This is a genomic window from Hallella seregens ATCC 51272 (assembly GCF_000518545.1).
Classification (GTDB): Bacteria; Bacteroidota; Bacteroidia; order Bacteroidales; family Bacteroidaceae; genus Prevotella; species Prevotella seregens.
The window spans coordinates 83,440-96,539 of sequence record NZ_JADU01000006.1; the positions used below are offsets into that span (position 1 = coordinate 83,440).

9 protein-coding genes are annotated in these 13,100 nt (G+C 58.6%); all 9 read right to left on the bottom strand.

Annotated features, from left to right (window positions below; translation table 11 throughout):
• Position 1 precedes the first annotated feature (1 nt).
• Positions 2-3,127, bottom strand: coding sequence for a hypothetical protein (locus L888_RS0102080; RefSeq protein ID WP_027951676.1), 3,126 nt, complete (start codon positions 3,125-3,127; stop codon positions 2-4).
• A 797-nt stretch (positions 3,128-3,924) separates the two neighbouring features.
• On the bottom strand, positions 3,925-5,400 hold the full coding sequence (locus tag L888_RS0102085; RefSeq protein WP_027951677.1) for an NADH-quinone oxidoreductase subunit N: 1,476 nt from the start codon (positions 5,398-5,400) through the stop codon (positions 3,925-3,927).
• Between the two features lie 17 nt (positions 5,401-5,417).
• Complete coding sequence (locus L888_RS0102090; protein WP_027951678.1) at positions 5,418-6,941, bottom strand: complex I subunit 4 family protein; 1,524 nt, start codon at positions 6,939-6,941, stop codon at positions 5,418-5,420.
• A 31-nt stretch (positions 6,942-6,972) separates the two neighbouring features.
• Positions 6,973-8,937: an NADH-quinone oxidoreductase subunit L gene (gene nuoL, locus L888_RS0102095; RefSeq protein ID WP_027951679.1), complete on the bottom strand. Its 1,965-nt coding sequence runs from the start codon at positions 8,935-8,937 to the stop codon at positions 6,973-6,975.
• A gap of 21 nt (positions 8,938-8,958) precedes the next feature.
• Complete coding sequence (gene nuoK / locus L888_RS0102100) at positions 8,959-9,270, bottom strand: NADH-quinone oxidoreductase subunit NuoK (RefSeq protein ID WP_005846842.1); 312 nt, start codon at positions 9,268-9,270, stop codon at positions 8,959-8,961.
• Positions 9,267-9,788: an NADH-quinone oxidoreductase subunit J family protein gene (locus L888_RS0102105; RefSeq protein ID WP_027951681.1), complete on the bottom strand. Its 522-nt coding sequence runs from the start codon at positions 9,786-9,788 to the stop codon at positions 9,267-9,269. The genes nuoK and L888_RS0102105 overlap by 4 nt, the downstream gene beginning before the upstream one ends.
• Before the next feature lie 5 nt (positions 9,789-9,793).
• Entirely contained in the window at positions 9,794-10,330 is a 537-nt protein-coding gene (locus tag L888_RS0102110) for a NuoI/complex I 23 kDa subunit family protein (RefSeq protein ID WP_005846845.1), read from the bottom strand.
• Positions 10,331-10,362: 32 nt separating this feature from the next.
• Complete coding sequence (gene nuoH, locus L888_RS0102115; protein WP_027951682.1) at positions 10,363-11,451, bottom strand: NADH-quinone oxidoreductase subunit NuoH; 1,089 nt, start codon at positions 11,449-11,451, stop codon at positions 10,363-10,365.
• Between the two features lie 45 nt (positions 11,452-11,496).
• Positions 11,497-13,071 (bottom strand): NADH-quinone oxidoreductase subunit D-related protein, encoded by a 1,575-nt coding sequence (locus L888_RS0102120; protein ID WP_027951683.1) that lies wholly within the window; start codon positions 13,069-13,071, stop codon positions 11,497-11,499.
• Positions 13,072-13,100: the final 29 nt, after the last annotated feature.

Below are 13,100 nucleotides of genomic sequence, written 5' to 3' on the forward strand. Positions count from 1 at the left end.
ATCAGCGCACCACCTTCTTGCCGCCCACGATGTAGATGCCGCGGGGCAGACCTTCCAGACTCTTGGCATGGCGGCGCACCAGCCGTCCGTCGAGGGTGTAGACGTTGTCGGCAGGGGTTGCCGCGCGCGGCTGCACGTCGCGGATGCCCGCCACCACGTCGGCCGTCAGGCTGCCATAGTAGTACAGACGGAAGTTGTCGAAGATGGTCCAGTACATGTTGTCGCTGGAGCCGCAGCGAATGCCGAGCCGCAGACTGGCGTCGTCGGCCTCGAGGTCGGCGAACACCTCATTGTCGTAGAGGCCACGACCGAAGTAGGCACTGGCCGACTGCATGTCGTTGGGGATGTAGGTGGCGGGCGTGGAGGCCAGCGTCGACTCGCTGCCCACACCCAGCTTGGCCGTCTGGGCGTCGGCCACGGCCTGTTTCACCTTGACGCTCTTGGGGCCGAGATAGAGGTAGGTCGTCACCTTGTCGGTGCCCGCGGCATAGGCCGTGTAGGCGTCAGCAGCCGATCCCGGCCGCTGGAAAGCCTGGGCCTTGAGCTGATAGCAGCCGGCGGGCAGGTGCGCAAGGGTCTGGCTGAAGTTGAAGGTGGACTGATAGAACTCGGCCGCCGAGTGTCCGAGTGCCGGCGTTCCGCTCCATCCGTCGAGCTTGTCCATGCCCGGATTCTGAATCATGAACGTGAGGTCGAAAGGTTGGGCCATGCTCTTCGGTGTGGCATTGGCCAGGAAGTCGAAGCCGGCCGAGCGGGCCTCGCCAAGCAAGGCCGCCAGCTGGGCCGACGTGGTGGCCGTTGCCTGTTGGGCCTCGACGGCGGCCAGGCGGTCGTCGAGAGCCTGATCGGTGCCGGGAGCGTCCTCGGTATGGGGCGTGGCGCGCAGTTTCTTCACGAGGGCCACATAGTCTGTCAGCTGGCGGGCATAGCCTGTCATGGCCAGCGTCTCCAGCTCGCCCATCTGGCTCTGGTCGAGCACCAACCAGCGTTGGGCCGTGGCGCTGTTGGCCAGACTGTAGGTGGAGGTGCCGACGTCAGAGCCGTTTCTGGCGCTCATGGCGTTGGGACTCTCCGCGCCTGTGTTGCGAATGATCCAGTAGCCGCGCAGCTTACTGCCCTGAAGCACGTCCTTGCGGCTGCGCATCAGGTGGAACAGCATGTTGGCCGTGGGCGTGGCAGCCGTCGTCGTGGTGATGGCGGCGGTGGCGGGCACATAGGTCAGATAGCGGCCGGTGCCCACATTGCGGAAGGCGTAGAAGCTCCGGGCGGGGTCGAAGGTGACGTTCCAGGCCGCACTGTCATTGGCTGCAGCCTCCTCGCCCGCCAGCTCGCGCAGGGCCACGGAGCCGTCTGCACGCTCCACCATATAGGCCGAGTAGAGACCGTTGTCGGGCGATTCGTTCTTGAGATAATAGCGTGTGTCGTCTTCCTGGTCGAGGCTGTAGGCCGGCGTGGCAAAGCCGCCCGAGGGGGGAAGGCCGTCTTCGCCGAAGGCCTGTACCAGCAGCGATTGGATGATGTAGAGGGCATCGGAGCCGTCGTCCTCGAAAGCACCGTTGATGCCGTAGGGCCAGAAGTGCATGTTGTCGCCGTTGACGGTGGCCGTTTCGCTGTTATCCCAGAAGCGCAGCACCTCCGTGGCACGGTCGCCGAGCCACAGTCCACGGTTGCCGTTGGAGCGCATCTCGCCGTCCCACCAGGGGTTGTGGGTGCCCACTCCCACGCCGTGGGCCATCTCGTGGAGCATGGTGCCGGTGCGCTGATAGCTCGTGTTGGAGCCCACGCGGATGTAGCCGCCGTAGGAGCAGTCGGCCGTGGGCGTGCCGGGATTGTGGCCCACATTGAACGTCACGCCCTGGATGGACGTGAGGTTGTTCCACCAGTTCACGGCGGCTTTCATGGCTGCATCGATGCGCGTGCGGGCCTCGGCGTCGCCACCATCGCGCATGGTATAGCCCAGCCGGCCCTTGGGAATGGTGTAGAATTTAATGACATCGCCATAGCCCACCTGCTTGCCTCGGGTGATGGCATAGGCGCGCATGTAGTAGCGCGTGGCGGGCGTGAGGCCCTGAATCCAGTAGATGGAGCCTTTGTGGTTCAGAAAATTGGTGGTGCGACTGTCGTTGATGGTGGGTTCGGGACTGGTGCTCCAGCAGAAGCCCTGCTCCACCACGTCCTTGCCGCTGACCGTGAGCCGTCCGAAGGCCATCGTGGCGCCGCGGGCAAAACGCTTGTTGGTGGTCACCGTGGGTTTCTCGCCCGTGGGGCTGGCCCAGGAGAAAATCTCGACGGCTTCGGCCAGCTGCATGAGGGCCTCGTTCACGTCGGCCAGCGTGGCCGAGGCGTTGTCGTGCACGGCCTGGGCCGCTGCAATGGCTGCCCGGAACGTGGCGGCTGCCTCGCCCGTGGCCTCGCCCAGCCGGGCCGTGGCCGCTGCGATGTCGGCGGCGAGGGCCTGCTTCTTCAGATCCACGTCGGCCGAGCCGATGGGTGTGGTGCGCAACAGGCGCACGTAGTCCAGCGACACCTTGGCCAGATTGCCGCTGCCCTTGTTCACCGTGGCCAGGAAACCCACCTGGATGCGGCCCTTGGTGGGGGCGGTGAGGGTGAACGAGAGCGTGTCGGGTGTCCACACGCGCACGGCAAATTCGGTGAGGGCCGACTGCACGGCCGGGCCGCTGGCCGGAATCCAAGCCACGAGCGAGCCGCCGGGCGTCTTGTCGCCGCCGTTATAGAAAGCCGAGGCCAGCTTGTAACTGCCGGCCGGAAGCGTCACCTCCTGGTAGAATTTCAGCATCTGGCCCCAGCCGGTGCTCAAGGCGAGCACGCCGCCGGCGGTCGTGCCGTCGTGGGCCGTGGCGGGCACGGCAGCCCCGTTAAAGGTCTTGGCCGTGCCTATCTGGTAGGTGCCGGTGATGGTGTAGTCCACGGAAATGTCCTTGGTCCATCCCGCGACATCGCGGATTTCCTGGGCCACGTTGCCGGTTTCGCCCACGGCATAGTCGTAGCCCGAGTCGAAGTCGTAGTTGTTGAGATAGGCCTCGGAAACGTCGTACAGACCCTGGGCATGGAGCGACGTACCGCCGCATGCGCAGAGCATGGTGAGGAGTAAAGTTCTAAAAGTCATACTATTGTTGGGTTAGATATTGCTGTAGGCCGATAGGCGGAGGCGCCGCGGGGCGATGCTGCGGGCTTTGCCGAGCCGTGCTGCGGGCTGCATGGAGCGGTGCCGAAAGCTACACAAGACACAGCTGCGGGTCGCGTAGAGCCGTGCTGTGGGCTGCATGGGGCGGTGCCGTGGACTGCAATGCCGAAATATTACATGGCAAAAATACAATAAAAAAGCGTGCCCTCCAAGGATTTGCACCATTTTTTATGCCGCAAAGCAGACGGAAAGGCCGCGAATCCTTAGACACAACAACAAAGCAACCTCTTGCCGACCGACAAGTTTTCTCACAGATTGCACCGCCTATAAAGTCCTATAATATCCTATACCATCCTATAAATTCAGCCCAAATCGCCCACCGCAGGGGCCAGGCCTCACGGCAAAAACCACATACAGTCAGGATGAAAACCACACAACGGCAAAATGAATACCCCGCAAACGCAGGACGACGACGGCGCAAACGCCATGCGATTACGCCGTGGCGGCCGGGCGAATACGGCATAAACGCAAAGCCGCGGCGGCATAGTGGTACGAGGGCTGCAAAGCAAAGGTCAGGGCACCGCGAAACAAAGAAAGAACAACAAAGGCGCGGAGCACGCACGACCATAAACCGGCGGAAGAACAACCGAGGAGCAGAGCAGGAACGCCAGCAGGGCGAATCGCACACGACCACGCTTGGGCGGGCGCATAAAAAAGCCTGTCCCGCCTCTGCGACAGAGACGGGACAGGCTGACAAAAGCGCAGCAAGGCGCGGCGGACTACATGCCGGCCAGCGTAGCTGCGTGGATCCAGTTGTAGACATAACTGCACACACCGAAAGCCACAATGCCGAGCGTGCAGACGGCCAAGGCCAGCTTGGTGTTGCTGTGGCTCCGGAATGCGGGCAGCGGATGGTCGTTGTGCTTGATGAACATGGCTTTCACGATGAGCAGATAGTAGTAAAGACTGACCACGGTGTTGACCAAGGCGATGAACACCACGGCGTAGATGGTGGCGCCAAGAGTGGTGGACACCTGCGCGCCGTCGACGGCAGCCATGAACGCGAAGAACTTGGAGAACATGCCGGCAAACGGCGGAATGCCGCCCAACGAGAACAGCGCGATCGTCATCAGGAACGCCAAACGCGGGTTGGTCTGGTAGAAACCATTGTAGTCGTCCATGTCAACGGTGCCGCCGTTGTGCTCCTCCACCGAGGCGATGATGGAGAAGACGGCCAGGTTGGCCACCACATAGATGAGCACGTAATAGCTCAAGGCCGTCACGCCCATGGCCGTGTCGCCCACCACAGCCAGCATGATGTAGCCGGCTTGGGAGATGGAACTGAAAGCCATGAACCGCTTGAGGTCTTTCTGGTGGATGGCGAAGAGGTTGGCAACGGTGATGGAAAGCACGATGACTATCATGAGCATGTACTGCCAATACTCCACCATCGGGGCGAAAACTTTCATCAGCACGGCGCAGAGCGCAAAGGCGGCGGCGCCCTTGGACACGACGCTCAGATAGCCGGTGACGGCCGTAGGCGCACCCTGATAGGTGTCGGCCGTCCAGAAATGGAACGGCACGAGCGAAATCTTGAAGCCCAAGCCGCTGAAGAAGAACACCATGCCCGCAATGGTGAGCGGGGTGGCCGAGAGCTTGAGCACGGCGTCGTCGAAGTAGAGCGTGCCGGTGGCGCCATAGAGAAAACTGATGCCATAGAGCATCACGCCGCTGGAGAACGTGGCCGTGAGGATGAACTTGGCGCCGGCTTCGGCCGAGTAGTGGCGGTACTTATCGAACGCCACGAGGCACGCCATGGGCACGGAAGCCATTTCCAAACCGAGGAAAAAGAGCAGGAAATGGTTGGCGCTCACCATCATGTTCATGCCCAGCAGGGTGGCGATGACGAGTTCATAGAACTCGCCCTCCTTGAAGCTGGTGTCGTCGCGCTGCAGCCACTCGCGCGCCTGCACCACGACAATGAGAGTGCCGAAAGCCAGGATGGTCTTGATGACACCGATGGCAGGGCCCGTGGCATACATGCCGCCAAAGGTGGTGGCGGCCTCCGTGGGGAAGATGTTGATGAGGATGTGGGCCACGAACATCACGCACACCAGCGGGTTGAACCAGCGGCGGTCGGCGGGCACGCCGGACTTGGGTGCCGTGAAAAGGTCGGCCAGAAAGACGATAACCAGCATGGCCATCAGCGTGACCTCGGGTATCATGTGGAGGAATTGACTATAATCGATATGCATAATTCTGGTTTTGGAGGTTACATACCTGCGAGAGAGCCGGTTGTCATGATGTGGTTCACCATCGGGCCTACGGCGTCATTGATGATGTTCTGCGCCCAGAGGGGGAACGTGCCCAAGCCGGCCACGCAGAAAATGAGGCCCGCCACGGCGATGCGCTCGTCCCAGGAGGCGTCCGTGAGCTTGTAATAGTCCTGGTCGGGCACCTGCTGATAGAGTATCTTGCCCACCACACGCAGGATGTAGACGGCGGTGACCACGATGGAGGTACAGGCAATGATGGTGCAGGTGCGGTGGAACAGGTCGTTGACCTGGAACGAACCGACGAAGATATTCATCTCGGCCACGAAGCCGGAGAACAGCGGAAGGCCCAGGTTGGCCAGGCCGGCCACCACATAAGCCACGGCCAGGAACGGCATGATTTTCATCAATCCGCCCAGCCGGCGCACGTCGCGCGTGCCGCAGCGGTGGTAAATCATACCGATGACGGCAAAGAAAAGGGCCGTCATGAGACCGTGGGACAGCATCTGAAGGATGGCGCCGGTGCAGGCCGTCTGCGTCATCATGCAGAGGGCGAAGAGCACCATGCCGCAATGGGACACGGAGGAGTAGGCGTTGATATACTTCAGGTCGGTCTGCACACAGGCCGAGAGGGCGCCGTAGACCACGGAAATGGTGGTGAGAATGAGGAAAATCCACGAGAGCTCACGGGCGGCGTCGGGCAGCAGGAACATGGCGATGCGGAAGCATCCGTAGCCGCCGAGCTTCATGAGCACGCCGGCATGGAGCATGGACACGGCCGTGGGGGCCGAGGCATGACCGTCGGGTGACCAGGTGTGGAACGGGAACAACGCACCGAGAACGCCGAAGCCGATGAAGATGAACGGGAAGAAAATCTTCTGCACGGCCAGGGGGATGGCGTGGCTCTGGGCAATGGCCGCCACGTCCATGGTATAGGTTCCGCTGAACTGCCCGTTGTAGAAGTAGATGCCCAAGATGCCGATGATGAGCAGGGCAGAGCCTCCCATAAGCATCAGCGTGAGCTTCATGGCCGAGTATTCCTTGGGCCCGGTGCCCCAAACGCCGATGAGCAGGTACATGGGGATGAGGGCAACCTCGTAGAACATGAACATCGTGAAGAGGTCTTCAGAGATAAAGAAGCCGAACACACCCGTGGAAAGCAGCGTGAACCAGAGGAAATACTCTTTCTGCATGGGGTGCTGCTGCCAGGAGGCAAACGTGCCGGTGAACACGATGATGGCGGAGAGCAGAATCATCACTACGGCAATACCGTCCACGCCCGTGCGGTAATAGATATGGAGAGACTCGAACCAAGGCACGGCGTCGCCGAAGAGGAATGGGTATTGTTCGGCGGGCATCGTCGCGCGGGCTCCGAGGAAAGCAAAGACCAGATAGATGGACAGGCCGAGCAACGCCACCGAGCCGACAGCCATGATACCGCGTACCTGACTGTCGTTGCGGGCCACCCAGAGGCCAAGCAACATCAGAACGGGTATCACTACAAATAATGTAAGAAATGTCATTTTACGTTATGATCCTTAATTGATGATACTGTTAGCTAAGCATGCAAAGCAGGATGATGGTCAGGGCAACGCTGCCCGTGAGGAACCATGCGGCGTACTGGCGCACGTCTCCGCTCTGCCAAGGGCGTATGGTTTCGCCTGCTTCCTGCGTGGCCCACGCCGAGAAGTTGAACATGCCGTCGATGACGTGGCGGTCGAACCAGGCTATAGGGATGGAGAAGCAACGGAAAACCACCTTGTGTGTAAAGAACTGCCAGGCGTCGTCGATGTAGAAACGGTTGAGGGCTGCCCTGTGCAGACGCGGCATGCGCCGCTGCAACATGTCGGATGCAGGGTTCTCACCGCTCTTGTACATCCACCACGACAAGGACAGGCCTATGGTGGCGGCCAGCAGACTGAACCATGCAGTGGAGCCCCACTGGAAGTGCTGGAGGGCAATATCCTCCGCGTGGCCGTCGCCGGAAACGAAGTGACCAAAGGGAATCCAGCCGGCCAGGCAGGAAACGACGGCCAGGAACACCAGCGGGCCCCACATGATGAAGGGCACCTCGGCGGGACGACGACGGTGGTCGGGGTCCTGCTCATAGTAGGACTTGCCCCAGAAAATGACGAAATAGAGACGGAACATGTAGAAAGAAGTCATGCCCGACACAAGCGTCATGAACCAACCCAGCCACGGTGCAAAGTGGAAACAGGCGTCCACGATCTCGTCTTTCGAGAAGAAACCGGCCAGTGGGAAGAAGCCGCTGATGGCTATTGTGCCGATGAGGAAACAGATGTTGGTGATGGGCATGTACTTGTGAAGGCCGCCCATATACTCCTTGAAGTTGGACCCTATAATCACAATGATGGCGCCGGAACAGAGGAACAGCAGGGCCTTGAACATGGCATGGGTGAAGAGATGGAACATGCTGGCCATGTAGCCAAACCCGCCTTCGCCCTCAACGGCGGTGCACACGCCGAGCGCCACAAGCATGTAGGCAATCTGGGAAATGGTCGAGAAAGCCAGGCCGCGCTTGATGTCGGACTGGGTGCAGGCCACAGCGGCGGCATAGAAAGCGGTGAACGCGGCGATGTAGGCCACGTAGTGGAGTGCCTCTGGAGCGTACTGCACCCAGATGGGGAACAGTGCAGCCACCTGGTAGACACCGGCCACCACCATCGTAGCGGCGTGGATGAGCGCACTGACGGGCGTGGGACCCTCCATGGCGTCGGGCAGCCAGATGTGAAGCGGGAACATGGCCGACTTGCCGGCGCCGCCGATAAACATGAAGAACAAGGCCGTGGGCAGAATCCAAGCAGCGTGTGGAAGTCTGTCGGCCAGCGAGGCGTCGGCGTTCAGGTCGAAGTTGAACGTTCCCACATAGTAGCTGAAGAAGAGGATGCCGATAAGGAAGAACAGGTCGGCAAAACGCGTCACAATGAAGGCCTTCTTCGAGGCATGCACGGCCGTGTGCTTGGGATAGTAGAAGCCGATGAGCAGATAAGAGCACACGCCCACAAGCTCCCAGAACATGTACATCTGGAAAATGTTGGTGGCTACGACGAGTCCAAGCATCGACATGGTGAAGAGCGAGAGGAACGCATAGAAGCGCTGGAAGCCCTTTTCATAGCCTTCCTTGACGTAGTGCTCGTCGCGCTCAGCCATGTAGCCGAAGCTGTAGATGTGGACCATAGAGCTCACAGTGGTGATCACAATGAGCATCATGACGCTGATGGGCGTGAGGCGGAAGCCGATGTTGAACGTCAGCAAATCGGTGAACTTCAGCCAGGTGACGTCGAAGACGGTGACCGTCGGATAGAGGCCGTCGGCCCCACGGCCAATGGCAAAGAAATATTCATAAGCCGTGTAGAGGCTCATCGCCCAGAGGGAGAGAAGCACCACGGTGCCGATGACACCGGCTACCGGCTTCTTCATATACTTGCCGCCGAGTCCGAGCAAAAGAAAACTCAGCAGCGGGAGAAGAAGTATCAGGAACGAATAACTGTATTCCATGGTGTGATGAAGCAGTGTTGTTTAGAATTTCATATTTTCAATGCTGTTCACCTGGTCGCTGTGGTAGTTGCGGTAAACATTGATGATGATGGCGAGGGCCACAGCCGTCTCTGCCGCACTCACGCCGATGGAGAACAGTGTGAAGAACATTCCTTCAAACTGGCCGGGGAACAGGAAGCGGTTGAAGACGGCGAAGTTGAGGTCTACGGCGTTCAGCACAAGCTCAATGGAAATGAGCATCGCAATCAAGTTGCGGCGCGTCACGAAACCAAATACGCCAATAAAAAACAGCAGGGCGCTCAGACCCAACAGACATTCTACGGGAACGATCATTTCTTGTCCTCCTTTCTTGCAATCATAATGCCACCGATGATACAAGCCAGCAGGAACACTGAGATGAACTCGAATGGCAACACATACTGATATTTTTCGCTGCCCACAAGGGCGGTACCAATCTGATCCATGGAGACCTCCGCGTCGGGGGCCTGCATGAACAGATTGACGAAGCGGGTCTTGAGGAACACCACGGCCACCGTGCCCAGGCCAACCAGCGAGAGCAAGGCTCCCTGGAACACGCGCGTGCCCTTGAAACGCTCCACCAAGCCCTGCAACGTCTGCTTGGAAACCAGGTTGATGGCGAAGATATACATCATTGTAATGCCACCGGCATAAATGCTAATCTGGGCGGCACCAAGGAATGTATAGTCGAGAAGGAAATAGAGGCCGGCGACCCCAAAAAGCACAAACAGCAGGAAAGTAGCCGCCCGCATAATCTGGGTTGTCATCACCGACAGAACCGCTGAGCCAAGAATGACTACAGCGAGAATACAGAATACTACGATATTTGCCATAATCTTTACTTGGTTTTAGTATTGAACTTACCGATGGTGAGCGGTGCGCCGCCATCAATCAGACCGGGCAGCGAGCCGCCTTGATAGACTTCCTTGTCCAGATGAAGCACCAGTTTGGAACGGTCGAACACGGCGTTCTCGAAGTCGTTGGTGAACTCAATGGCATCGAAATTGCAGGCGTTGACGCACAGTTCGCAGAACATGCAGTCGCCCAAATCGTACTGATAGTCGTCCAGCTGCTTCTTCTTGCGGCCCGTCTCGGCGTTGGTCTCCATGTGAGCCAGAATCTTAATGGTGTCGTTGGGGCAGGCTTTCTCGCACATGGTGCAGGCCGTACACTTGTAGGCACCGTTCTCATCGCGCTTGAAGACAAGTCTGCCGCGGTGACGCTTGGCCACGTGGAGCGTGGTCTTGCGGTTCTCAGGATATTGCTCCGTCGACTTGGGCGTGAAGTATTCCTTCAGCGTCGTCTTCAGGCCAACAGCCAGCGTCTTCATGCCGTCCGCAATTTCCTGGAAATAAGTTTTATTATTGTTAGACATGTTACCTTATACCTTTATTTATATAAGCAGTTTTACTTCACGTACCAGCCCAGTGCCACGCACACGGTCATCAAGACCAGGTTGAGCAGCGACAGCGGCATGAGGTACTTCCATTCGAGCTTCAGAATCTGGTCAATGCGCAGACGGGGGAACGTCCAGCGAATCCACATCAGCAGCCAGACCACTGCAAAGGTCTTGCCAAAGAACCACACGAAGCCGGGGATATAGTTCATCACCGTGTCGAAAGCAGCCACGCCGATGTTCAGCGGGGCCCAGCCGCCCAGGAAGACGGTGGAGGCGATTCCTGCAATGACAAAGAGATTGAGATATTCGGCCAGGTAATAGAAGCCAAATCCCATGCCGGAGTACTCGGTGTGATAACCGGCCGTCAGCTCGCTCTCGGCCTCAGCCATGTCGAACGGACCACGGTTGGCCTCGGCATTGCCGGCTACAAGGAACACGAGAAAGGCAATGATGGCAGGGATGTGGCCCTTGACAATCAGCCAATTCCAGGGTCCTGTCTGCTCGGCCACGATGCCGCTCACCTGCATGGTGCCCGTTAGGGCAACGGCTGCAATGAGGCAAAGGCCGAGCGAGAGCTCATAAGAAATCATCTGTACGGCTCCGCGCATGGCCGACACCACGGAATACTTGTTGTTGCTACCCCATCCGGCAATGAAGATGCCCAGCACGCCAATCGACGAGATGGCCGTGATGAGGAACACGCCAACGTTGAAATCGAGGATGCCGGCCCCCTTGTTCCAGGGAAGGAACGAGAAAGTGCCGACCGAAGCGATTATCACAAGGAACGGGGCGAGGTAATAGAGGAACTTGTCGGCCTTGTCAACCGCGAAGATTTCCTTTATCAGCATCTTCACCACATCGGCGAATACCTGGAAGATGCCCCACGGGCCCACGCGCATTGGGCCGAGTCGGCACTGGAAGTAGGCACACACCTTGCGCTCCATGAAAATCAGAGCGATGGCGATAAGAGCGTAAGCCGTGAGAATCAACACGCCCACAACCACGCACTCTATCAGGATTGACAGGAAGTCGCCCAGGCCGAGTGTCTGGCGCAGAAGACTGTCAAACCAAGTTGTTACTATGCTAAAGTCAAACATTGAAGAGGAATGTTTTAATCTTTTTATCTGTTAATTCTATAAACTCTACCGGTCGAGGTCGGGAATCACAAAGTCGACAGCAGCACCCGTGGCCACGAGGTCGGCTATCTTCTGCCCTTTCAGCATCCTGTCGAAAGCACCGGCAATGGTGAGGCCCATCGGGCGCATCTTCACGCGGTAGGGGCTCTTGTCGCCCCGGCTGTCGAGATAAACGCCGAACTCGCCGGCTCCACCCTCCACCGAGAAGTACCACTGGCCCTCGGGAACCTTGATGATTGGCTTCTGCTTGATGTAGAAGTCGCCCTCGGGGATGTTGTCGATTAACTGCTCGATAATGTCGAGACTCTGATAGAGCTCATGGATATGAATCATGTAGCGGTCCATGGAGTCGCCATGGATACCCACGATTTCCTTAAACTCCACCTTATTATATAAGGCATACGGATGGTTCTTGCGCACGTCGTTGTGCCAGCCAGAGGCGCGTCCGGCGGGGCCGGTGACACCATAATTGATGCTGTCGGCCATGTCGAGCGGGCCCACACCCTCCAGCCGCTGGTGGGTAATCACGTTGTCGCCAAACACGTCAAGATACTCCTGCACCATCGGACGCAGGTACTTGCACAGGGTCTTAGTGTTCTGTACGAAGTTTGGATCGATGTCGGCCTGCAGGCCACCGATGCGGTAATAGTTCTGAATGAGCCGGCCGCCGGTGGTTTCCTCCATCACGTTGAGCACGTGCTCACGGTCGCGCATGCAGTAGAGAAAAGCCGTCAGCGCACTCAAATCCTGCGCACAGGTGCCAAGGAACAGCAGGTGATTGTCGATGCGCTGCAACTCGTCCATGATGGTGCGGACGTAGAGAATGCGGTCGCTGAGCTCGACGCCCATGGCTTCTTCTATCACGCCCACCAGTGCATGGCGGTGGTGCATGGCGCAGAGATAGTTCAGACGGTCGGTCAGAGCCAGTGTCTGCGGGTAGGTCATGCTCTCCATCATCTTCTCCATACCGCGGTGGATATAGCCCAAATGCGGATAAACATGCTTGATTGTCTCGCCGTCCACCACCGTCTGCAAGCGCAGCACACCGTGGGTGGACGGGTGATTGGGGCCGAAGTTGATGACGAAGTCGTCCTCGTCGAAGAGGCGGTGACGGGTCTCCACCAGGCGTCCCTCGTCGTCCAGATTCCACTCCGACGTCCAGTCGGTCTCGGGTTCGTCGGTCATGGGGAATCGGTTGGCCTCGGGACTCATGTCGAAATCCTTGCGCAAGGGGTAGCCTGTGAAGTCATTACGCATGAAGAGGCGGCGCATGTCGGGATGCCCCAGGAACTTGATGCCGAGGAAGTCGAACACCTCACGCTCCAGCAGGTCGGCGTCGGCCCAAAGCCGGATGACCGAAGGAACCACGTATTCCTCGCCCACCTGCTTGGCCAGCTGCTTCACCGAGGTGCGCTCGTGTGTCTGTGTATTCTCCAGAATATAGATGCACCCCAGTCCCTCTTCGGGGCCGAAGTCTTCGCCTACAATGGTAACCAGGTAGTCGAAATGCTTCTCTTCCTTCAGCCTGCCCATTTCCCGGGCAAAGCTGTCAAAGCCGAATTCTTTGTTTTCGAGTTTCATTCTCTTTCAATATCTTTATATTCCGATTA